This window comes from Nocardia amikacinitolerans NBRC 108937 (assembly GCF_001612615.1).
Lineage (GTDB): Bacteria > Actinomycetota > Actinomycetes > Mycobacteriales > Mycobacteriaceae > Nocardia > Nocardia amikacinitolerans.
In genome coordinates, this window is record NZ_BDAU01000028.1 from 100,053 (window position 1) to 122,407 (window position 22,355).

Consider the following 22,355-nt stretch of genomic DNA (forward strand, 5'->3'; position numbering starts at 1 on the left):
CGGCCGCAATGACCGCTACCGGTACACTCGGCTCTCGTGTCTTTCGTCGACGACGTGGTCAGCGTCCTCCCCCGACCCCTGCGGGAGATCGCCTACCGCCACCACGAGCTGATCAAGTTCGCCATCGTCGGCGCGACGACCTTCGTGATCGACAGCGGGATCTTCTACTTCCTCAAGCTGACCGTGCTGACCGAGAAGCCGGTCACCGCGAAGATCATCTCCGGCGTCATCGCCGTGATCGCCTCCTACATCCTGAACCGGGAGTGGTCGTTCAAGAACCGCGGCGGCCGGGAACGCCACCACGAAGCGCTGCTGTTCTTCGCGGTCAGCGGCGTCGGCGTTGCGCTGAGCAACATCCCGCTGTGGATCTCGAGCTACGTGTTCGATCTGCGGCAGCCGAACGTCAGCTTCGCCGTCGAGAACATCGCCGATTTCATCAGCGCCTTCATCATCGGCAACCTGCTCCAGATGGCTTTCCGATTCTGGGCGATGCGGCGCTGGGTCTTCCCCGACGAGATGACCGAGCTGGAAGCCGAGCTCGAGGAACTCATCGAAGAGGAACAGCTCGGCCAGGCCTGATCAGCGCGGCTCCGGCACCGCACCCGTCGTCCGAGTCGGCGTCCACGATCCGAGGAACACCGCGAACAGCGCGGGTCTGCGCCGCTGCAACTCCAGCCGACCGCCGTCCGCCTCGATCAACGCGCGCGCCAACGCCAAGCCGACGCCCGTCGACCCGCCCGCGGAGAAGCCGCGATCGAAGATGTACGGCGCCAGCTCGTCGCGCACGCCCTCGCCTTCGTCGGCCACCTCGACGCACACCAGCGGCTCGCGGGCATTGCCGGGACGGACCGTGCGCACCGACACCGTGCATGTCCCGCCGCCGTGCATGAGCGCGTTGTCGATGAGCACCGTCACCGCCTCCCGCAGGCGCGACGGGGTAATCGGCGCGCGCAGCGATTCGTCGCCGGTCAGCACCAGCTCGCGCCCCGCCTCGGCGAACGGGCGCTTCCACTCGGCGACCATCCCGCACAGCTCGTCCATCACCGGGATCGGATCGCGGTCTGCCGCGTCCTCGTCGCGGGAAGCGCGGACCAGTTCGTCGATGGCCTCGGTGAGCCGGTCGACCTGCGCCATCGCCTCCTCGGCCTCGTGCACCACCTCGGGATCGGCGTGCGCGGAGAGTTCGTCCAAGCGCAGGCGCACCGCGGTCAGGCGGCTGCGCAGCTGATGGGAGACGTCGGCGACCAGCGCGTGCTCGCGTTGCAGACGGCCCGCGATCTCGACAGTGGCCGAGTCGAGCACGTCGGAGACGCGGTCCAGTTCGGAGATGCCGTGCCGGCGCGGGTCGGCGCGGAAGTCGCCCATCGCCAACCGGGCCGCGCGCGCCGCGACATCGCGCAGCGGATCGGCGACCCGGCGCGCGGTCACCACCGCGACCGTCACCGCCGCGCCGAGCGAGGCGAGCACGGCCAGCGCAACCACCGCGACCGCCTGCCGCTGCCGCGCGTGCATCGGCGCGGCGGGCACCTCGAGGCGCAGCGATCCCGAGGTACCCATAGACAACGATTCCACCAGCGGGTCGGGCACCGAGTCCGCGCCGATGTCGAGGCGCGAGGCGTTGTCCTGCGGGCTGGGGTAGACGATCGTGAGCTTGCCGTTCTCCGGCACCAGCGGACGCACCACGCGCACGTCGAGACCGCCGCGCACCAGACCGTCGTCCTGTTCCTGGGCGATGACCTCGGCGGCGATCCGGTCCAGCCTGCTCTGCAAGTCGTTGCGGGTGATGTCCTCGACCCACAGCCAGGCGGTGTAGGTCAACGGGACGCCGAGCACGACCGTGGTCAAGGTGAGCACGGTCAGCATCGACCGCAGGATCCGGCGCCGCACGTCAGTCGGTGTTCAGCCGGAAGCCGACGCCACGCACCGTGACGATGCGCCGCTCGGCCATCGGACCCTCGTCGCCGATCTTGCGGCGCAGCCAGGACATGTGCATGTCCAGCGTCTTGGAGCCGCGCAGTTCGGCGTCGCCCCAGACCTCGCGCAGGATCGTCTCGCGCGGCACCACCTGACCCGCGCGATCGATGAGCACCTTGAGCAGCTCGTACTCCTTGTTCGCCAGACCGACCTCGACGCCGTTGACGAGCACCCGGCGCGCGGCGGGCTCCAGCCGGATGCCGCCGACCTCGACCGCCTCGTCGCCGATTCCGCTGCGGCGCAACAGCGCTCGCACCCGAGCCAACAGTTCCGCGAGCCGGAACGGCTTGCCGACGTAGTCGTCGGCGCCCGCGTCCAGCCCCACCACGAAATCGACCTCGTCGGTGCGCGCGGTGAGCATCAGCACCGCCAAGTCGGCACCGCGTGCGCGCACCTGTCTGCACACCTCGAGCCCGTCCATGCCGGGCAGGCCGAGGTCGAGAATCAGCAGGTCGTGGTTGCCCTCGAGCGCGCGGCGCAGCACGGCGGGGCCGAAGCTCTCCACGGTGACGTGATAACCCTCGCGCCCCAACGCGCGCGACAGCGGGGCGGCGATGGCCTCGTCGTCTTCGGCCAGGAGTACGGCGGTCATGGAAACAGATTACGGACAACGGGCGCGATCGCCCGGCTCACCGATAGCCGCCCGCCGGGCCGAACCCGTGCTGGTGGCTCGACCGGTCCACTTCGAACACCTGGTGGTACAGCAGCGCGTGCACGTCCTGCACGTTGGGGATGTCGTCGTATTCCAGCGGCTCCTCCGAGGACGAGCCGATGATCAGGGTGCCGGTGCCGAGCACCCTGTCGAACAGCCCGTGCCGGAACTGCACGCTCGAGATGCGGCTCATCGGAATATCGATGCCGGTGTGGGTGAGCACGCCCTGGCGCACGAGCACGCGCCGCTCGGTGACGATGAAGTGGGTCGTGCGCCAGCTCAGAATTGGTGCGACACAACGCCATACGACGATGCCGAACCAGATGGCGAAGATGAGGGCGAGCACGACGGTCGTGGCGGTGCCCGTGGTGTTGCGGTACGCCAGTCCCCCGGCGAAACCGGCGAGCGCCGTGGCCCCGATGAGCGTCACGATGGGCCAGAAGAGCATCTTCCAATGCGGATGGCGATGGAGTATCAACTGCTCGTCGGGAGCGAGCACATCCTCCGGATAACCCATGCTCGGAACACTACCCCGGCAAGATGCCAGAATGCCTGACACCGGCTCCCGGCGTGCTGCACAATCGTCAGCTTGCAGGGGATCGCTTCACCGGCTGTTTCGCATCGCGTACGACTTGGTTCCGCTTGTTCGAAAGCTCGGCCCCGATTCAGACGACAACCGCTCGGCATGACGTGCACTGACGACTGTGGAGGCGTGTGTGACCAAGGATCTGACCCAACTCGAAATCCTGACCGAACTCGAACCGGTGGCCGAACAGAACCTGAACCGGCATCTGTCGATGGCCAAGGACTGGCATCCGCACGACTACGTGCCGTGGGACGAGGGGCGCAACTTCGCGGCGATGGGCGGCGTCGACTGGGAGCCCGAGCAATCCAGGCTGAGCGAGGTGGCCAAGGCCGCGATGATCACCAACCTGCTCACCGAGGACAACCTCCCCTCCTACCACCGCTTGATCGCGCAGAACTTCTCCCAGGACGGCGCGTGGGGCAGCTGGGTCGGCCGCTGGACCGCGGAGGAGAACCGGCACGGCATCGTCATGCGCGACTACCTGGTCGTCACCCGCGGCGTGGATCCCGTCGCGCTGGAACAGGCCAGGATGATCCACATGACCCAGGGCGTCGACGCGCCACCGGACTGGGACGGCTTCCTGGTCAACGTCGCCTACGTGACCTTCCAGGAGCTCGCGACCCGGGTCAGCCACCGCAACACCGGCAAGGTCTGCGAGGACCCGATCGCCGACCGCATGCTGCAACGGGTGGCGGCCGACGAGAACCTGCACATGATCTTCTATCGCAATATGTGCGGCGCGGCCCTCGACCTGGTTCCCGACCAGGCGATGATGGCGCTGACCAGGGTGCTCACCAGTTTCGTCATGCCTGGCGCCGGGATGCCGAACTGGCGCCGCAACAGCGTGCTCATGGCCAAGCACGGCATCTACGACCTGCGCCAGCATCTCGACGAGGTGGTCGCGCCGGTGCTGAAGAAGTGGGATGTCTTCGAGCGCAACGATTTCGGGCCGCGCGGGGAGCAGGCGCGCGATCGGCTCGCCGAGTTCATGGAAAAGCTGGGCCGGGACGTGCTCAAGTTCGAGGAGCAGCGGGACCGGATGCTGGCCAGGGAGGCGGCGAAAGGTGACCTGCAGCCCGCCTGATCGCCGCGCGGGTCGGCAATGGTGTGGCGGTGGTGATCCACCGCCACACCACCGTCGATCAGTAATCGGCGCGCAAATGGGTGACGTCGCCCGCGGAGACGGCGTCGTTTCCGATCAGCAAACGCCCGGTCGCGTCGACGCCCGTCGCGACACCGGTCAGTGTCCGTCCGCCGGGCAGTTCGGCGCGCACGTCCATGCCGAGCGTGGCGCAGCGCTCGCGGTAGGCGGCGGCCAGATCGTCGGTCGCCCATGACGCGTCGCGCCACGCGGTGAAGCGGCGCGCGAACTCGGTTAGCAGCGACTGCGCCACCAGGGTGCGGTCGGTCCGCTCCGCGCCAGCCAGCGCGAGCGAAGTGGCGTGCGGCACCGGCAATTCCGCCTCGGTGAGGCCGACGTTCACGCCGACGCCGATCACCACCGCCGGCACGTCGCCGCTCGCCGCCACCTCGGCCAGAATGCCGGCGACCTTGCGACCGCCGATCAGAATGTCGTTGGGCCACTTCAACATCGCGTCCACACCCGCCGTGCCGCGCAGTGCGTCCGCCACGGCGACGCCGGTCAGCAGCGGCAGCCAGCCGAGCACCGCGGGCTCGATTCCGGGCAGCCGCACCAAGATCGACATCGCGATCTGCGCCCGCGGCGGACTGACCCAGGTACGCGCGTGCCTGCCGCGGCCCGCTTCCTGGGTCTCGGCGATCAGCACGCGGTGATCCTCGGAGCTCGCGGCCGCGGCGATCAGATCGGCATTGGTCGAGCCGGTGGACTCCACCACCTCCACCTGCGCGAAGAAGTCCGCGAACTCGCTCTCGGCGAGGCCACGCCGCAATCGTTCGGCATCCAGTGGCGGTCGGTGCGCTGAATCGGGCGTTTGCACGAACCGCAGGCTACTCGCTCCCGTCCCGGGTCCGGGACGGGAGCGATCGGCCTCAGCCCGCGAGGTCGTAGCCGGCCATGATGCCCGGCTCTCGCTCCCCGCGCGCACTGTCGTCCGAGGTCGACTCCTCTTCCTCGAACTCCGGATCGAGGATGGTCGGTTCGGCCTCGCGTACCCGCCAACTCGTCGACGCCGCCGTGGCGTACTCGGCGACGGTCCTACCCCACTCCCACATCACTGGCTCCTCCCCATGAGCCGGAAAATGGACTCCCCCAAGGTATCTGGACGCACGACGGGAGCGAAAGCGATTATCCGCGTGAGCGTCCGCACCGACGTCTCTCCGGACGTGTATGGTGGCCGCACGAGCCCCCGCCGAGCCCTTGTCCACCTGGGCTTTTCTACTCGCGGGTAGCCCACCGGGGGTTAGAAAGACCGACTGCTACTGGTTACACTCCGAGCCATGACGAGTGTCCAGCAGCAGTCCGCATCCGGTTCGGCGGGCGAACCCGATATCCACACCACCGCCGGGAAGCTGGCCGACCTGCGGAATCGGCTGGAAGAGGCCAAGCACCCGATGGGTGAGGCCGCGGTCGACAAGGTGCACGCCAAGGGCAAGATGACCGCCCGGGAACGCATCCTCGCACTGCTCGACGAGGGCTCTTTCGTGGAACTCGACGCGCTCGCCAGGCACCGCAGCGTCAACTTCGGACTGGAGAACAACCGGCCGCTCGGCGACGGCGTGGTGACCGGTTACGGCACCATCGACGGCCGCGACGTGTGCATCTTCAGCCAGGACGTCACCGTCTTCGGCGGCAGCCTCGGCGAGGTGTACGGCGAGAAGATCGTCAAGGTGATGGACCTGGCGCTCAAGACCGGCCGCCCGCTGATCGGCATCAACGAGGGCGCGGGCGCGCGTATCCAGGAGGGCGTCGTCTCCCTCGGCCTCTACGGCGAGATCTTCCACCGCAACATCCAGGCCTCCGGCGTGATCCCGCAGATCTCGCTGATCATGGGCCCTGCCGCGGGCGGACACGTCTACTCCCCCGCGCTCACCGACTTCGTTGTGATGGTCGACGGCACCAGCCAGATGTTCGTCACCGGTCCGGACGTCATCAAGACGGTCACCGGCGAGGACGTCACCATGGAGGACCTCGGCGGCGCGCACACCCACATGACCAAGTCCGGCGTCGCGCACTACGTGGCCTCCGGCGAGCAGGACGCGCTCGACTACGTCAAGGACCTGCTCAGCTACCTGCCGAGCAACAACCGCGCCGAGGCGCCGCGCTTCGCGCCCACCGACCCGATCGACGGCGCCATCGAGGACTCGCTCACCGAGGAAGACCTCGAGCTGGACTCGATCATCCCGGACTCGCCGAACCAGCCGTACGACATGCACGAGGTGATCACCCGACTGCTCGACGACGACGAGTTCCTCGAGGTGCAGGCCGAGCGCGCGATGAACATCATCGTCGGCTTCGGCCGCATCGACGGCCGCAGCGTCGGCATCGTCGCCAACCAGCCCACCCAGTTCGCGGGCTGCCTGGACATCGACGCCTCGGAGAAGGCCGCGCGCTTCGTGCGCACCTGCGACGCGTTCAACATCCCGATCATCACCCTGGTCGACGTTCCCGGCTTCCTGCCCGGCACCGGCCAGGAGTACAACGGCATCATCCGGCGCGGCGCGAAGCTGCTCTACGCCTACGGTGAGGCCACTGTGGGCAAAATCACCATCATCACTCGCAAGGCCTACGGCGGCGCCTACGACGTCATGGGTTCCAAGCACATGGGCGCCGATGTGAACCTCGCATGGCCGACCGCTCAGATCGCCGTGATGGGCGCTTCCGGCGCCGTCGGATTCGTCTACCGCAAGCAGCTGCAGCAGGCCGCCAAGGACGGCAACGACGTCGATGCGCTGCGGCTCGAGCTGCAGAACGAGTACGAGGACACCCTCGTGAACCCGTACGTCGCCGCCGAGCGCGGTTACGTCGACGCGGTCATTCCGCCGTCGCACACTCGCGGCCAGATCGTGTCCGCGTTGCGACTGCTGGAGCGCAAGATGGTGACCCTTCCGCCCAAAAAACACGGCAACATCCCGCTCTGAACCAGCGATACCCTCGGTAGGCCGCGCACACTGGTTGCAGACGCAATGAGTGGATCCGAGGATGATTATCGCGTCATCCCATTTCGGGCAGAGAAAGACGCCCGATGGAGCTAGAGGAAGGATCTGGCACTGTGACGACCGTGGCAGAAGAAGACGTGTTGACCGCCGCCGAGTTGGATCTCGCAGTCGACCCGATCGCGGACGAGGTCGAGGTGCTCACCGCGGACGCGGCCACCCCGACCGCCGAGGCGGGCGAGCAGCCGTTCATTCGAATCGTCAAGGGCTCGCCGACCGACGAGGAGGTCGCCGCACTGGTGTGCGTGCTGACCGCCGCCGCGAACGCGGCGAGCGCACCGGCCGCCACCGGCCCCGCCGACATGTGGGGCCGCCCGACCGCGATGCACCGCGGTACGTCGCCGTTCTCGCCGTACGCCTTCCCTGCCCTGTCCCACCTTCGGTGACGACGACGCTCGTTCTCGCGTCGGCGTCACCGGCCCGCAGGGAGGTGCTGCGCTCGGCGGGCATCGACCCCGTGGTGCGCATCTCCGATGTGGACGAGGACGCGGTCGCCGCGGCCCTGCCCGCCGACACCACCCCGCAGACGGTTGTCGTCGAGTTGGCCAGGGCCAAGGCGGTCGCGGTGGCCGCCGTCGTCCCCGAATACGCCGCCGACTGCGTCGTGGTCGGTTGCGATTCCATGCTGCTTGTGGACGGCGTTCTGCAGGGCAAGCCGCACACCCCCGAGGTGGCGCGGGCCCGCTGGGCCGAGATGGCAGGGCGCAGCGCCGATCTGATCACCGGGCACTGTGTGCTGCGGCTGGTCGACGGCGAGATCGTCGCCGAATCCGTGGACTGCAGTTCCACCACGGTGCATTTCGCCAAGCCGGAACCGGACGAGCTGGACGCCTACATCGCCACGGGCGAGCCGCTCCAGGTGGCGGGCGCGTTCACGTTGGACGGGCTCGGCGGCTGGTTCGTCGATCGGATCGAGGGCGATCCGTCGAGCGTCATCGGTATCGGCCTACCACTGCTGCGCCGACTGCTTGGCGACGTTGGGGTCGCCGTTGCGCAGTTGTGGCGCCACACGGACCGATAACGGCGGTGTGAGGGGCGCTTCCGCGCCGGCGGCCTCGGCGCCGACCGGCACCGAGGCCGCCTCGCGAGTCTCCTGATTCCGGCGGGCCAGGTATTCGAGCCGGGTCACACACAGCTCGGGTTCCACGAACGGGTGCAGCCGGACGTTCACCTCGCCGCGCGCGCCGTTGCGGTCGAGCACTTCTCTGATCAAGCCCAGATGCACGCCGCACACCACCTCGGAGTGGGTGCGGGCGAGTTCGCGCAGCGGACAGGCGGTCATCCGGATCACCGCTTGGCCGGGGCCCTCGGCGGCGGCATCGCGCTCGGGCGCGAACCCGAGCTCCGAGAGCAGCGTCATCGTGACTTCTCTGGCGTCCTCCAAGGACTCCACCGCGTGGTCACCGGCATCGAGCTTTGCGCCCCAGGCGCGTCCGGCCGCGACGGCGGCCTCCGAGCGGCGGCGTGGATCGGGACCGAGCTGGTCGGCGAGCACCTGCGCCAATTCCTGATAGCCGACCGAGCGCTGCACCGCGCTGTAGCCGATGCGCGGACGGCCGCGGCCGCGTGGCGGCTGCTGGAATTGCCGAACCAGGGATTCCTTGGTGAGCACGTCGAGGTGGAATCGCACCGTCGTGACGTGCTGTCCGGTTATTCTGGCCAGCTCCTGGGCGTCGAGAGGCTCGCTTGCGCCACGTAGGATCGCGAGCAGTCGCCGCCGCGGCCAAGAATCGGACATAGCTCACCCCTCCTCCCGGGAGACTTTATCGGATGAGGGTGCGATTTATTCGCCCAATCAGCCGATTCGTGATCTGAAACGAGTCTCACAATCGCCTCACATTTAACATCGCTGTGAGACCCGAACCGCCGTAACCACCGTCTACCTCGTGTGAAGGACCCATATCGTGCCCGTTGCCCCGGACTCACATCCCTCATTCGGAACGTACGCACATCCTCACCGACTAGTAACCACAGAGTGGCTGTCGGCAAACATAGGCGCGCCGGGACTGAAGATCGTCGAGTCCAACGAGGACATCTTGCTCTACGACATCGGTCACGTGCCGGGAGCCGTCAAGATCGATTGGCGCGGTGATCTGAACGATCCGGTCACGCGTGACTATATCGACGGCGCCCGTTTCACCGACCTGATGCGGGCCAAGGGCATCTCGCGCGACGACACGGTGGTCGTCTACGGGGACCGCGGCAACGCACAGGCGGCGCACACACTGTGGCTGTTCACCCTCTTCGGACACGAGGACGTGCGACTGCTCGACGGCGGACGCGAGGCGTGGATCTCCGAGGAGCGCGACACCACCTTCGACATCCCGACTATCGCCGACAGCGACTACCCGACGGTGCGCCGCGACGACACGACCGCGCGCGCCTTCCGCGAGGACGTACTCGCTCACCTGGGCAAACCGCTGCTCGACGTGCGCTCGCCCGAGGAGTACTCCGGCGAGCTCACCCCCAAGCCGGACAACCCCGAGGACGCGGCGCTGCGCGGCGGCCACATTCCCACCGCGCTGAACATCCCGTGGGACACCTCGCTCGCCTCGGACGGGCGTTTCCGCTCGCGCGCCGAGCTGTGCACCATCTACGCGCCCCTCGACGACGCCGACGACCTGGTCGTCTACAGCCGCGTCGGCGAGCGCTCGAGCCACACCTGGTTCGTGCTGACCTACCTGCTCGGCTACCGAACCGTCCGCAATTACGACGGCTCGTGGACCGAATGGGGCAATTCCGTGCGAATGCCGATCGCCAAGGGGGCTGAACCGGGTGAGGTTCCGGCGGGGACGGCCAAGCGCGGACGCGGAAAGTAACGCGTACCTCCCCTTTCACTCCGGCCACGCGCGGACTCGCCGTCGGGCCGGGTTCGGCAGCGATCGATCGGCCGATCAGGGCTTCCATCACACCGGATGCGGATGTGTGATGCGCGACCTACTGTTCAGTAGGGCTATCCGAGTTCGGCGTCTGTTGGCAGACTGCCTACACTCGCCCCAGACGAAATTGTCGACAGGGCGCGGAGCCTGCGCGGTGTTCCGACCCCCACCGGGAGCGGAGCCTGCGCGGTCCCACCCGCGAAGCGACCAGAAGAATGCAACCAGGAGGCTCAGTGCCCAGCCATGCCAGCGCGCGGATCACGAAGGTACTCGTAGCTAATCGAGGCGAGATCGCCGTGCGCGTGATTCGGGCGGCCAAGGACGCCGGCATCGCCAGTGTCGCGGTGTATGCCGAGCCCGACGCCGACGCGCCCTTCGTGAAGCTCGCCGACGAGGCGTTCGCACTGGGCGGCCAGACCTCGGCCGAGTCGTACCTCGTGTTCGACAAGATCCTCGACGCCGCCGCCAAGGCGGGCGCCGACGCGATCCACCCGGGCTACGGCTTCCTCTCGGAGAACGCCGACTTCGCCCAGGCCGTGATCGACGCTGGCCTGATCTGGATCGGCCCCTCGCCGCAGTCCATCCGCGATCTCGGCGACAAGGTGACCGCCCGCCACATCGCCGAGCGCGCGAACGCGCCGATGGCAGCGGGCACCAAGGACCCGGTCAAGAACGCCGACGAGGTCGTCGAGTTCGCCAAGAAGTACGGCGTGCCGGTCGCGATCAAGGCCGCGTTCGGCGGCGGCGGTCGCGGCATGAAGGTCGCGCACTCCATCGAGGAGATCCCCGAGCTGTTCGAGTCGGCCACCCGCGAGGCGGTCGCCGCGTTCGGTCGCGGCGAGTGCTTCGTCGAGCAGTACCTGGACAAGGCCCGCCACGTCGAGGCGCAGGTCATCGCCGACAAGCACGGCAACGTCGTCGTCGCGGGCACCCGCGACTGCTCGCTGCAGCGCCGGTTCCAGAAGCTCGTCGAGGAAGCGCCCGCGCCGTTCCTGTCCGACGCGGTGCGCGCCGAGATCCACGAGTCCGCCAAGCGGATCTGCCGCGAGGCCCACTACTACGGCGCAGGCACCGTCGAGTACCTGGTGCAGGGCGACACCGTGTCGTTCCTCGAGGTGAACACCCGCCTGCAGGTCGAGCACCCGGTCACCGAGGAGACCGCGGGCATCGACCTGGTGCGCCAGCAGTTCCGCATCGCCAACGGCGAGGAACTGGACATCAAGGAAGACCCGACCCCGCGCGGTCACTCCTTCGAGTTCCGCATCAACGGCGAGGACGCGGGCCGCGGCTTCCTGCCCGCCCCCGGTCCGGTCGAGGTCTACCGTGAGCCGTCGGGCCCCGGTGTGCGCGTGGACTCCGGTGTGGTCGCGGGCAGCGTGATCGGCGGACAGTTCGACTCGATGCTCGCCAAGCTGATCGTCACCGGCGAGAACCGCACCCAGGCGCTGGAGCGCGCCCGGCGCGCGCTGGCCGAGTTCGAGGTCGAGGGCCTGGCCACCGTCATCCCGTTCCACCGCGCCATCGTCGAGGACCCGGCGTTCATCGGTGACGGCGAGAAGTTCGACGTCTACACCAAGTGGATCGAAACCGAGTGGACCAACAACATCGAGCCCTACACCGGTAGCGGCGCCCCGGCCGAGGAGGACGAGGACCTGCCACGGCAGAAGGTCGTCGTCGAGGTCGGCGGCCGCCGCGTCGAGGTCTCGCTGCCCGGCAACTTCACCGTTGGCGCGGGCGCAGCGGGTGCCGCGAGCAACGGCGCCGGTGTGATCCGCAAGAAGCCGAAGCCGCGCAAGCGTGGCGGTGCGGGCGGCGGCGCTGCCTCCGGTGACGCGGTCACCGCGCCGATGCAGGGCACCGTGGTCAAGGTCGCCGTCGAGGAGGGCCAGACCGTGGAAGCGGGCGACCTCATCGTGGTGCTCGAGGCCATGAAGATGGAGAACCCCGTCAACGCGCACAAGGCGGGCGTCGTGACCGGTCTCGCCGTCGAGGCGGGCGCCGCGATCACCCAGGGCACGGTCCTGGCCGAGATCAAGTAAACGTAGGCGTACCTCCGCCTTCGCTGCGGCCATGCGCAGTGCTGAGGACGTACTGCGTCGACTAGGCCGCGCCTTCGGGCCGACCGACACCGCACGAGAGCGGGCGATGGACAACGGAGTCCGCGCCCGCTCTTGTCGTATCGTGGTCCGGTGACCAGCTCTACCGTGGCCGAGATCATCCGCGGCCGCAGCGCCACCGGTTCCCGCGCGGACGGGCATCGCCTCGCGCTCGTCATCGAGGGTGGCGGCAGCCGCGGCGTCTACTCCAGCGGCATGGTGCAGGCGCTCGAGGAACTCGGCCTCTCCGGGGTGTTCGACGCCGTCTACGGCACGTCGGCGGGCGCGATCAACGGCGCCTGGCTGCTGTGCGGACGGGCCGTGCCGGGGATGCGGTCTTGGTCGAATCCGGAGATCATGCGGCGGGTGATCGATCCGAGCAGGCTGTTTCGCGGCGGCGCCGCGTTCGATGTGCGGTACCTGGTGCACCGGGTCTACGACGGCCTGGAGCCCATGGATTTCCCGGCGATCCTGAACAATCCCACCACCTTCCACCCCATCGGCACCGACATCCGCACCGGCAACGCCATCGACCTTCGCCCGCACATCTACGACAAGCGCACCCTCATGCGGGCGCTGCGGGCCAGTGCGAACCTGCCGATCCTGGCCGGTCCGCCCGTCACCTTGGACGGCGTGCCCTACCTCGACGGCGGCATCGCCGAACCGATCCCCATCCACAGCGCGGTGCGCGGCGGCGCGACCCACTGCCTGGTGCTGCGCACCCGCCGCGCCGACGAGTCGCGCCCGCCCGCCTCGCGCCTGCACCACATGGTCGGCGGCAACTATCTCCGCTTCCGCGCCCCCGGCGCCTACCGCGCCTGGCTGCGCCGCCCGCAACAGGAACAGGCGGAGACCACCCTCTTGGCCGCCCTCGGCGACGCGGCCCTGCAAATCCACCCGCCCGCCGACGCCCCCACCGTCGAAGGCACCGCCCGCGACACCGATCTGCTCACGAAGGCGCTCGAGCTCGGCCGCCAGGCGGTCTATTCGACCCTCGCCCGCGTCGACGCCGCCTGAAGGCATCCGCGCTCGCAGCCTGACCGCATCCACGTGGCCGCCTGAACTCACCGGCGCTGGACCCTGCCCGCACCCACGTCGCCGCCTGAACTCACCGGCGTGGAACCTGCCCGCACCCACGTCGCCGCCTGAACTCACCGGCGTGGAACCTGCCCGCATCCACGAGGCCGCCTGACCGCTGAGCAGCAGGCGATCGACCTGCGCGTCCGAGTCGAAGCACGCCGGTGCCCGCCAGCGATCGGCCGGGCCCTCGGCCTCCGCAGTGCGCCGGGCCGCGCTCGCGCCAGCCGCTGGTTCGGTCCTGGTCTTCGGCAGGTCCGACCGCACCGCACTGGGAGGTGGCCGCCGCCGGTCGGTCGACGGTCAGCGCTGACATCGACGCGGCCGACGCAGCCTTCGCTAACGGCTCACACCGGCCGGATTGTGGCGAGCGGCCGCCGATCGGCCTGCCCTTGACCTTGGGGGACGCGGCCGCACCACGCTGAGCGGTGGGCCACCATCGGCCATCATCAACAAGCAGCCGCCGGGCGGGTCCACATCCGACCACGCGGGCGGTCACGGAGCGTCCGTCCCTGCCTTGGGACGTTGGTTCCACCGAGGTGGTTCTAGGAGCTTTCCGGCGCGTCACGATGTGGACTACGTGCCGATTCGCGGGCAACGGGCCGTTACCCGGCGGATGGGTGGAAATCGCTTCTCGATCGGCACATCGCGTGCCGGGCGAGGTTCGCGGAGCGGATCAGTCGAGGGCGACGGTGACGCCGTCGGAGAGGACGAAGTCGTGGAGTTCGAGGTGGGCGGGGGTGCTGCCGGGTGGCACGTCGAAAACCAGCACGGTGGTGGCCGAGGCGCCGGGGCGCAGTTCGAAGGAGTGACCGAGGCGGGACTGCATGGCCTGCCAGGCGGTGGCGGTGGTGTCGTGGTCGATGGCGTTGCCCTGGGCGTCGAAGAGCTTCTGGCCGAAGGGCAGGAACCACTTCGTCTCGTCCGAGATGTTGCGGACGGCGAGGGTGACGACCAGGAACGCGCCACGCGCGGATTGCAGGCCGACGCGCGCCACTCCCGACCGCACATCAGTCACCGCGAACTCGAACTTGCCGTCGCGCACCGCGCTGTACGCCGGGGCTGGGACATCCGGCGGGTTCGGCGCGGGCTCCGGGTTCTCCTCGACCATCGCGGTCGGCGGCGGGGCGGTCGTCTCGTTCCCGCTGACCGCGGCGATCAACGCCAGGCAGCCCGCGGCGAAGACGAAGGGCGCCAAGAAGATCACGACCAGCGCCCCGATCACCTTCCGCAGCACCCCACCCCGCCTGCGCCGCGGGACCGGCTGCCGTGGCGGCGCGACATACGCGGGCCCGCGCGACGGCCACACCGGCCCGAGCGACTTCGGCCGCCGAACCACCGGCGCGGGCTTGCGCCGGAGATACCACCGCTTGCCGTAGGGGTGCACTACCGGCGCACCCTGCGCCGAGGCAGGCGGCGCATAGCCCAGTGGCGCAAGACCTTGCGGCGCGACACCTGGCGCGACAGAGGCCAGAGCACCTGCTGGGTTCTGCGGCGGGACATCTGACGCGACACCACCCCTGGCCGAGGCAATCGGCGAATTCTGCGGCGCACTGCCCACCGGCACAACGCCCGGCGGCGCGACTCGCGTCTGCACGAGCGTCGGCGTCGGCCCCGGCGCGGGCATTACCTTCGTCGGCTTCGGCCCCGCGACATCTGATCCGGCACGCCCTTGCTCCACCGCATTCGGCGAACTCTGCGGCGCGCCATCAGCTGGCGCGGGCCCCTGCGGCGCGACACCACCCCTGGCCAAGGCACTCGGCGAATTCTGCGGCGCACTGCCCACCGGCACAACGCCCGGCGGCGCGACTCGCGTCTGCACGAGCGTCGGCGTCGGCCCCGGCGCGGGCATGACTTTGGTCGGCTTCGGCCCTCCGGCAGCCTGACTCTGCCCACCCGCAGCCACCGGCGATCCGCCGACCGCTTGTGCTGCTGCGCTTCTCGCCGATGGGGTCGCGCCGCCCGGCGAACCATGCTGGGCCGCTGCACCTTCTGACATCGGCGGCGCCGACGAATACCCCGCACCGACGGCCGCATCTTTCCCCGGCGACGCGCTCGCCGAGGAACCATGTTCGGCCGCAGCGCCATTCGATACCGCCTGCGCGGCACCCTGACCTGCATTACCGGCTGCCGCATAGGCGCCTGCCGGGGCCTCGGCACCTATCGTCTCCACACGCGTCGGCGGCAGCCCCGGCTGCTGGAGCACGCGGGTCGGCTGCGGTGTACCAGGCGAAACGACCGCGCGAGCCGCACACACGAACTCCCCCGCACTGGCGAACCGGTCCCCCGGCTCTTTCGCCATCCCCCGCGCGATGACCGCGTCGAGCGCGGCCGGAACGGTCGGATTCACCGACGACGCGCACGGCGGATCGGTCATGAGGTGTCCGCGCATCTGCTGGGCGGGGTCGGTGTCGCCGTAAGGGCGGCGGCCGGTGAGGGATTCGTACAGGACGCAGGCGAGGGAGTAGATGTCGGCACGCGCGTCGGCGTGGCCGCTGAAACGTTCCGGCGCCATGTAGGCCCAGGTGCCGATCGCCAGACCCGTTGTGGTGACCGAGGTCTGGCCTGCGCCGCGCGCGATGCCGAAGTCGATCAGGTAGGTGAAGCCGTCGGGTGCGACGAGGATGTTGGAGGGCTTGACGTCGCGATGGACAAGTCCGGCACGGTGCGCGGCGTCCAGCGCGGTCGCGACCTGCCCGAGGATGTGGAGCGCCGTGCTCGCTTCGAGCGGCCCGCTCTCGGTCAGCCGAGCCGCGAGGTCGGTGCCTTCCACGAATGCCATCTCGATGAACAGCCGCCCGTCGACGGCACCGTGCCGGTGGATCGGCACGATGTGCGGGTCGCGCAGCGCGGCGGCGACTTGGGCCTCGCGCTCGAAACGCGTCCGGTACACCGCGTCCACAGCGAGTTCAGCGGGCAGCAGCTTCAGCGCGACGCGCCTGCGGTCGGTGGTGTCGTAGGCCAGCCAGACCTGCCCCATCCCGCCCTTGCCGAGGAGCCGTTCCAGCCGATAGCGACCGAATCGCGCCGCTGTCATCGCGAACCTCCCAGTCACCATCGACATCCGCCGCGCCGACGCGGACTCCCGAATGCCGGGGGCACATCACCGAAAGTCCAGCTCACGACATTGCTGCCGCGGGCACAGCCTTACAGGGAGCGTACTCGCGTCGACCATCTCGGACAGTGTGAGCTGGCCGACTCCCCCAGATCCCCGCCTCGCGGCCGGGCGCGAGCTCGCGCGCTAGCCTTTCCCCATGGACGAGCTGCCCGACATCCGGATCGGCACCGCGGAGCGGGAGCACGCGATGCGGCGGCTGTCGGACAACTTCGCCGCGGGTCGCCTCAGCGTCGCGGAGTTCGACGAGCGCAGCGCCGTGATCGCCGCCGCGGTCACCCGCGCCGACCTGGACCGTGTCTTCACGGACCTGCCGCCGGAGCCCGCGGCCGTCGCCGCTCCCGCCGCTCGCAAATCCCGTCCGCTCGACGAATGGCTGGATCGGGCGATGGCCGCGATCCCGATCGTGGCGCTCATCCTGTTCTTCGTCACCGGCAGCTGGCTGTGGTTCCTCGCGATCCCACTGGCCGGCGCTCTCTTCTTCGGCACACGACACGGAAAGCACTGATGGAACCCATCGAGATCAACGCGGGCAGCTGGTACCTGCGGGCCCTGCGCGCCGACGAACGGATCGACGACCGCCCGGCGCTCGCCGCGGGCGGCATCACCGACCCGGAGTACGTCACCCGCCGAACCGCCCAGTGGGACAAGGAAACCCACTACTCCTGGGCCGTCTGCGAACCCACCACGGCGGAGATGGTCGCCGAGATCGTCGTCACCCCGGCCGCGGACGGCACCGCCGAACTCGCCGGCTGGTCCCGCGAAGGCTACGAACCCGCGCTCGACGCCGGTCGCACGGCGGTCGGCCGATTCGTCGAGGGCGGGCTCGGCCTGCGGCTGGCCTCGCCCAGCTGACCGACGCGGCGGTCGCGTCGATCAGTCGCGCCGTGCCTGGTCGAGGAGGACGAGCGGGACAGCGGCCGCGGCAAGGGCGGCTCCGATCCAGTACCCCGAGGTGAGCGCGGAGCCGTTGGCCAGTGTCGCGGCGGCGAGCACCGGAGTGATGCTCAGCGCATGACTCCGGTGTGTCCCGTCGAGTACCGCCCCGGCTGCGGCCAAACAGTGAGCCCGTGCGGTCCCCGCCCGACGGGGATGCGGGCCAGCAGCTTCCACTCGACGATGTCGATCGCGTAGACCTCGCCGTGGTGGCGTCCCGAGGCCCAGAAGATCCGGCCGTCGACGGAGATGTTGCCCATGTCCGGGCTGCCGCCGCCGGGCAGGAACCACTTGTGCACCAAGCCGTTCGCCGCGAAGTCCCAGACCGAGATGCTGCCCTCGTGCCGGTTGGTGATGAGCATTTGCTTGGAGTCGCGGGTGATGTAGAGACCGTGCGCGCCGTCGCCGGTGGGCACGAAGCCCTTGCTCTCGAAGCTGAGCGCGTCGAAGACGTAGAGACCGCCCGCCGCCATGTCGGCGACGTAGAAGGTGAGCCCGTCCGGCGAGAGTTTCACGTCCTGCGGCTTGCCGGAGCGGCCGCCCGCGAGATCGATGGTCTTGATCAACTTGCGTTCCGCGACGTCGAAAACCTGCATGCGGCCGATGAATTCGCAGCTGGCAAGGGCGAAGCGCCCGTCGGCGGTGAAGTCCATGTGGTCGACGCCCGCGCAGTCGGGCACCGGAAGGGCGTGCACTTTCTGCCAAGTCTTCGGGTCGTAGAAGTCCAGCGACTTGTCCGCCTCGGCGACGACGAGCGCGAACTTGCCGTCGGGCGTGTAGTACATGTTGTAGGGGTCCCGGACCGGGAACGGCTCGCCGGGCAGGCCGGTGCGCGGGTCGATCGGCCGCAGGCTGCCGCCGCCGAGCGGCAGGTCGTTGGTGACGTAGAGCGTCTGCATGTCGTAGGACGGCACCACGTGCTGCGGCTCCTCGCCGCCCGCCGCGAAGGTGTCGATCACCTGGAAGGTGTTCTGGTCGATGACCGTGACGGTGTGCGACTGGCTGTTGGGGACGTACACCAGCGGCCGGTGATCGGCCACCGACGGGCTCAGCTCCCGGTTGGCCGCGTACACGTCGGTCGGTGAGAGCGGTGGCGGCATACCCGGCAACAGGTTGGCGATCTGCGGAGGTGGAGGCGCCGAGGTCGGTGCCGCGACCGCCGTTGTCGTTGACTCTGAGGCGACGGTGCCTGCCTCACTGGTGGTAGTGCAGCTGGTCACCGCCGCCACGGCGGCCAAGGACGCGAATATCCCGCGAGGTGCGCCGCATCGGTTCACGCGCCTGCACCGTGCCTGAGAGGAGTGAGACGACATGTGAGCGAAGCCTACGGGTCGGACAGCCATTTCACGGCTATCCACGCCGACCCGGACACTCGTCGCGTCACTCGACCGATCCGAGCACCCTTTCCAGCGCGTCGACGGCGGCGTCCAGTTGCGCCGCGGTGACCGTCAGCGGCGGCCGGAACCGGATCCCGCGCTCGCCGGTGCCGAGGATCAGCACCTGCTCGCGCTCGCGCAGCGCGGTCAGCACCGCGTCACGCAGTTCGGTCGTCGCCAGGGTGATGGCGCACATCAGCCCGCGTCCGCGCGGCTCCGTGACCCGAGGATGATCCGCCGCGAGCCCCTCCAGCCTGCGCAGCAGGTGCTCGCCGAGCGGCCGGGACGACTCGATGAGTCCGTCGCGCTCGATCACCTCGAGGATGCGTCGGGCACGCACCATGTCGGTCAGGTTGCCGCCCCATGTCGAGTTGAGCCGAGAACTCACCGCGAAGACGTGGTCGGGAATCTCGTCGACCCGGCCGCCCGCCATCACACCGCACACCTGGGTCCGCTTACCGAAGGCGACCACATCCGGCGCGAGGCCGAATTGCTCATAGGCCCAACGAGTTCCGGTCATGCCGACGCCGGTCTGCACCTCGTCGAGGACGAAGAGCGCGTCGTTCTCGTGACAGAGCCGCTGCACGGCGAGCAAAAATTCCGGGCGCAGGTGCCGGTCGCCGCCCTCGCCGAGGATCGGCTCGGCGATGAAACATGCTATGTCGTGCGGGTTTTCGGCGAAGGCGCGGCGAGCCTGGTCCAGCGCGTTCGCCTCTGCGGCCTCGATGTCGCGCCCCGAGGCCAGGTATGGCGTCTCGATGCGCGGCCAGTCGAACTTGGGGAAGCGGGCGGTCTTGACCGGGTCGGTGTTGGTCAGCGACATGGTGTAGCCGGTGCGCCCGTGGAAGGCGCCGGTCAGATGCAACACCTGAGTGCCGAGATCCGGTGACCTGCCGTGGGATTCGTTGTGCCTGCTCTTCCAGTCGAAAGCGACCTTGAGCGCGTTCTCCACCGCGAGTCCGCCGCCGTCGATGAAAAACATGTGCGGTAGCCGCGGATCGCCTAGCACGCGGGCGAAGGTCTCGACGAACCGCGCCATCTCCACGGTGTACATGTCGGAGTTGGAAGGCTTGTTCAGCGCGGCCGTGGCCAGCTCCGCGCGGAAGTCCGGGTCGTCGGCCAACGCGGGATGGTTCATGCCAAGTGCGTTGGACGCGAAGAAGCCGAACATGTCGAGGTAGGTGCTGCCGTCACGTTCGTCGACGAGGCGGCAGCCGCGGGAGTTCGTCAGGTCAAGCACCATGTCGAATCCGTCGGCGAGGATGTGCGCCGAAAGGATCTCGTGTACCCGGGTCGCGGGGGTGACCGGTGCCTTGTCACCACCCGATCGGGTGCGCTCCAGTTCGAGGGTCACACCAGTAGGGTACGAAAAGATTTACGGAATCTCTACAACATTGCGTAGTTATTACGCTCTACCGCTACCTGTCATAGAATGTCTGCAGGATGATGGTGCTGCGTGTCCGGACGTTGGCGGTCGCCCTGATCTCCTGGAGCAGCTGTTCCAGATGCCTCGGCGACGCGACCCGTACCAGCAACACGTAGCTCTCGTCACCCGCCACCGAGTGGCATGCCTCGATACCCGGGATATGTTGCAGCACAGCGGGGGCGTCATCCGGCTGCGACGGGTCGAGAGGAGTGATCGCGACGAATGCCGAGAGCAGCTGTCCAAGGGCCTCGGGATCGACGTGCGCGGTGTAGCCGCGGATCACGCCGCGAGCTTCCAGCCTGCGCACCCGAGACTGCACGGCGGAGACCGATAGGCTCGCCTTCTCGGCCAGGTTCGACAGGGTGGCGCGACCATCGGCCATCAGTTCACGAATCAGCAGGCGATCGATGTCATCGAGTACGGGTCTTGCCGGTGTATCCGCCATCAGTGGAGGCTAACCCAGTGAGCGCTGCTCGTGTCGAAAACCTCCACTCGTTCACTTCCGGCAACCTGGTAGCACCGGGTGCATGCCCACAGCGGAAACCAAAGCCGAAGCGGAGCAATCGATGACGAACACCCTGAGCGACCAGCTGACCCGCGATCTCGCCGACCGCGCGGCAACCCTGCTGCGCGGCATCGGCGCCGAGCCGCCGCAGGACGGCGAGCTGACCGCCCGCACCCCCATCACCGGCGGCGTGCTCGCCACCCTGCCCGCCGACTCGCCCGAGTCCGTCGACGCGGCCATCGAACGTGCCGCCGCGGCCTTCGGCGCCTGGCGCACGGTGCCCGCGCCCGTGAGGGCGGCGGTGGTGCGCAGGCTCGCCGAGCTGCTGACCGCGCACAAAACCGAGCTGGCCCAGCTGGTCACCTTGGAGGCGGGCAAGATCGGCCCAGAGGCGGTCGGCGAGGTGCAGGAGATGATCGACATCTGCGAGTTCGCCATCGGACTCTCCCGCCAGCTGTACGGGCGCACCATGCCCTCCGAACGGCCAGGGCACCGGCTGATGGAGACCTGGCATCCGCTCGGCGTCGTCGGGGTGATCTCGGCCTTCAACTTCCCGGTCGCGGTCTGGGCGTGGAACACCGCGATCGCGCTGGTGTGCGGCGACACCGTGGTGTGGAAGCCGTCCGAGACCACCCCGCTCACCGCGCTCGCCTGCCACACCCTGCTCCGCCGCGCGGCCGCCGACGTGGGTGCGGATCCGCAAGTGCACCAACTGATTCAGGGCGGTTCCGAGGTCGGCGCCCGGCTGGTGGACGACGAGCGCGTCGCGCTGCTCAGCGCCACCGGCTCGGTGCGGATGGGTCGCATCGTCGCGCCGCGGGTTGCCGCGCGTTTCGGCCGCTGCCTGCTCGAGCTCGGCGGGAACAACGGCGCCGTCGTCACGCCGTCGACCGACCTGGAGCTGGCCGCGCGCGCCATCGTGTTCGCCGCCGCGGGCACCGCCGGGCAGCGCTGCACCACGCTGCGGCGGCTGATCGTGCACGTCGATGTGGTCGGTCCGCTGCTCGATCGGGTCGCCAAGGCGTATCGGCAACTGCGCGTTGGTAATCCGCTCGACGACGGGGTGCTGGTCGGCCCGCTGATCAACGAATCCGCGCGCACGAGCCTGCGGGCGGCGATCGACCGCGCCCTCGCCGACGGCGGCGAGCTGGTCTGCGGCGGCGAGCCGGTGCCGGGATTCAGCGAGCACGCCCACTACGTGCGCCCGGCCATCGTCCGGATGCCTGCGCAAACCGCCGTGGTGCGCGAGGAGACCTTCGCGCCGATCCTCTACGTGCTGACCTACCACGACTTCGACCACGCCGTCGCGCTGCACAACGCTGTGCCGCAAGGACTTTCGTCCGCGATCTTCACCGGCGACCAGCGTGAGGCCGAACGCTTCCTCGCCGCCGACGGCTCCGACTGCGGCATCGCCAACGTCAACATCGGCACCTCCGGCGCGGAGATCGGCGGCGCGTTCGGCGGCGAGAAGCACACCGGCGGCGGTCGCGAATCCGGCTCCGACTCGTGGAAGGCCTACATGCGCCGCGCCACCAACACCGTCAACTACTCCACCGAACTACCACTCGCCCAGGGCATCCAGTTCGGCTGAAACCGCCC

General features: G+C 69.0%; 21 protein-coding genes. 11 read left to right on the plus strand and 10 right to left on the minus strand.

All coding sequences use genetic code 11. The annotated features are described in order from the left end of the window. Positions 1 to 36 precede the first annotated feature (36 nt). On the plus strand, positions 37 to 579 hold the full coding sequence (locus NAM01S_RS20710) for a GtrA family protein (RefSeq protein ID WP_067787707.1): 543 nt from the start codon (positions 37 to 39) through the stop codon (positions 577 to 579). Here NAM01S_RS20710 and NAM01S_RS20715 read toward each other — a convergent pair whose 3' ends face one another. The 3 genes from NAM01S_RS20715 to NAM01S_RS20725 are packed head-to-tail and all read right to left on the minus strand — an operon-like array spanning position 580 to position 3,143. Beyond that, positions 580 to 1,887, minus strand: a complete 1,308-nt coding sequence (locus NAM01S_RS20715; protein ID WP_067787708.1) for an ATP-binding protein — start codon at positions 1,885 to 1,887, stop codon at positions 580 to 582. It abuts the gene before it with no gap. A gap of 1 nt (position 1,888) precedes the next feature. Continuing rightward, positions 1,889 to 2,566, minus strand: a complete 678-nt coding sequence (locus NAM01S_RS20720; RefSeq protein ID WP_067787709.1) for a response regulator transcription factor — start codon at positions 2,564 to 2,566, stop codon at positions 1,889 to 1,891. Between the two features lie 37 nt (positions 2,567 to 2,603). After that, positions 2,604 to 3,143 (minus strand): PH domain-containing protein, encoded by a 540-nt coding sequence (locus NAM01S_RS20725; protein ID WP_067787711.1) that lies wholly within the window; start codon positions 3,141 to 3,143, stop codon positions 2,604 to 2,606. Positions 3,144 to 3,342: 199 nt separating this feature from the next. On the opposite strand from NAM01S_RS20725, the gene NAM01S_RS20730 reads away from it, so the two are divergent. Next, entirely contained in the window at positions 3,343 to 4,296 is a 954-nt protein-coding gene (locus NAM01S_RS20730; RefSeq protein WP_067787713.1) for an acyl-ACP desaturase, read from the plus strand. Positions 4,297 to 4,354: 58 nt separating this feature from the next. On the opposite strand, the gene NAM01S_RS20735 is transcribed toward NAM01S_RS20730, so the two are convergent. Continuing rightward, positions 4,355 to 5,170 (minus strand): biotin--[acetyl-CoA-carboxylase] ligase, encoded by an 816-nt coding sequence (locus NAM01S_RS20735; protein ID WP_067787714.1) that lies wholly within the window; start codon positions 5,168 to 5,170, stop codon positions 4,355 to 4,357. A gap of 52 nt (positions 5,171 to 5,222) precedes the next feature. Continuing rightward, the gene (locus tag NAM01S_RS20740; RefSeq protein ID WP_157107812.1) at positions 5,223 to 5,405 is read right to left on the minus strand and encodes a hypothetical protein; all 183 of its coding nucleotides are present in this window, start codon (positions 5,403 to 5,405) and stop codon (positions 5,223 to 5,225) included. 225 nt (positions 5,406 to 5,630) lie between these two features. On the opposite strand from NAM01S_RS20740, the gene NAM01S_RS20745 reads away from it, so the two are divergent. The 3 genes from NAM01S_RS20745 (at position 5,631) to NAM01S_RS20755 (ending at position 8,367) form a co-directional block, all read left to right on the plus strand. After that, a complete protein-coding gene (locus tag NAM01S_RS20745) occupies positions 5,631 to 7,271 on the plus strand; it encodes an acyl-CoA carboxylase subunit beta (RefSeq protein ID WP_067787718.1) in 1,641 nt (546 codons plus the stop codon). A gap of 131 nt (positions 7,272 to 7,402) precedes the next feature. Further along, positions 7,403 to 7,732 carry an acyl-CoA carboxylase subunit epsilon gene (locus tag NAM01S_RS20750; RefSeq protein ID WP_067787719.1) on the plus strand — a complete coding sequence of 110 codons (330 nt, stop codon included), beginning with the start codon at positions 7,403 to 7,405 and terminating at the stop codon, positions 7,730 to 7,732. Beyond that, positions 7,729 to 8,367, plus strand: a complete 639-nt coding sequence (locus NAM01S_RS20755; protein ID WP_067787721.1) for a nucleoside triphosphate pyrophosphatase — start codon at positions 7,729 to 7,731, stop codon at positions 8,365 to 8,367. Before NAM01S_RS20750 ends, NAM01S_RS20755 begins: the two co-directional genes overlap by 4 nt. On the opposite strand, the gene NAM01S_RS20760 is transcribed toward NAM01S_RS20755, so the two are convergent. Continuing rightward, positions 8,293 to 9,084 carry a helix-turn-helix transcriptional regulator gene (locus NAM01S_RS20760; protein ID WP_067787723.1) on the minus strand — a complete coding sequence of 264 codons (792 nt, stop codon included), beginning with the start codon at positions 9,082 to 9,084 and terminating at the stop codon, positions 8,293 to 8,295. The two genes, NAM01S_RS20755 and NAM01S_RS20760, sit on opposite strands and share 75 nt — an antisense overlap. Positions 9,085 to 9,250: 166 nt before the next feature. Between NAM01S_RS20760 and NAM01S_RS20765 the strand changes: the two genes are divergently transcribed. From NAM01S_RS20765 to NAM01S_RS20775, 3 genes are all read left to right on the plus strand, one after another. Next, complete coding sequence (locus NAM01S_RS20765; RefSeq protein WP_067787725.1) at positions 9,251 to 10,165, plus strand: sulfurtransferase; 915 nt, start codon at positions 9,251 to 9,253, stop codon at positions 10,163 to 10,165. A 293-nt stretch (positions 10,166 to 10,458) separates the two neighbouring features. After that, positions 10,459 to 12,264 carry an acetyl/propionyl/methylcrotonyl-CoA carboxylase subunit alpha gene (locus NAM01S_RS20770; RefSeq protein ID WP_067787726.1) on the plus strand — a complete coding sequence of 602 codons (1,806 nt, stop codon included), beginning with the start codon at positions 10,459 to 10,461 and terminating at the stop codon, positions 12,262 to 12,264. 150 nt (positions 12,265 to 12,414) lie between these two features. Next, the gene (locus NAM01S_RS20775; RefSeq protein ID WP_067787728.1) at positions 12,415 to 13,338 is read left to right on the plus strand and encodes a patatin-like phospholipase family protein; all 924 of its coding nucleotides are present in this window, start codon (positions 12,415 to 12,417) and stop codon (positions 13,336 to 13,338) included. A gap of 736 nt (positions 13,339 to 14,074) precedes the next feature. On the opposite strand, the gene NAM01S_RS20780 is transcribed toward NAM01S_RS20775, so the two are convergent. Continuing rightward, positions 14,075 to 16,435, minus strand: a complete 2,361-nt coding sequence (locus NAM01S_RS20780; protein ID WP_067787730.1) for a serine/threonine-protein kinase — start codon at positions 16,433 to 16,435, stop codon at positions 14,075 to 14,077. Between the two features lie 217 nt (positions 16,436 to 16,652). Between NAM01S_RS20780 and NAM01S_RS20785 the strand changes: the two genes are divergently transcribed. Together NAM01S_RS20785 and NAM01S_RS20790 are read left to right on the plus strand one after the other, a co-directional pair. Then, complete coding sequence (locus tag NAM01S_RS20785; protein WP_067787731.1) at positions 16,653 to 17,021, plus strand: DUF1707 SHOCT-like domain-containing protein; 369 nt, start codon at positions 16,653 to 16,655, stop codon at positions 17,019 to 17,021. Beyond that, complete coding sequence (locus NAM01S_RS20790) at positions 17,021 to 17,368, plus strand: hypothetical protein (protein ID WP_067787732.1); 348 nt, start codon at positions 17,021 to 17,023, stop codon at positions 17,366 to 17,368. Before NAM01S_RS20785 ends, NAM01S_RS20790 begins: the two co-directional genes overlap by 1 nt. A 152-nt stretch (positions 17,369 to 17,520) precedes the next feature. Here NAM01S_RS20790 and NAM01S_RS20795 read toward each other — a convergent pair whose 3' ends face one another. From NAM01S_RS20795 to NAM01S_RS20805, 3 genes are all read right to left on the minus strand, one after another. After that, positions 17,521 to 18,549, minus strand: coding sequence for a YVTN family beta-propeller repeat protein (locus tag NAM01S_RS20795; protein ID WP_253799025.1), 1,029 nt, complete (start codon positions 18,547 to 18,549; stop codon positions 17,521 to 17,523). 280 nt (positions 18,550 to 18,829) lie between these two features. Continuing rightward, a complete protein-coding gene (lat, locus tag NAM01S_RS20800) occupies positions 18,830 to 20,179 on the minus strand; it encodes an L-lysine 6-transaminase (RefSeq protein WP_084483126.1) in 1,350 nt (449 codons plus the stop codon). Positions 20,180 to 20,243: 64 nt separating this feature from the next. Next, positions 20,244 to 20,696 carry an Lrp/AsnC family transcriptional regulator gene (locus NAM01S_RS20805; protein WP_040686931.1) on the minus strand — a complete coding sequence of 151 codons (453 nt, stop codon included), beginning with the start codon at positions 20,694 to 20,696 and terminating at the stop codon, positions 20,244 to 20,246. 121 nt (positions 20,697 to 20,817) lie between these two features. Between NAM01S_RS20805 and amaB the strand changes: the two genes are divergently transcribed. Next, the gene (gene amaB, locus NAM01S_RS20810; RefSeq protein WP_067787886.1) at positions 20,818 to 22,347 is read left to right on the plus strand and encodes an L-piperidine-6-carboxylate dehydrogenase; all 1,530 of its coding nucleotides are present in this window, start codon (positions 20,818 to 20,820) and stop codon (positions 22,345 to 22,347) included. Positions 22,348 to 22,355 lie beyond the last annotated feature (8 nt).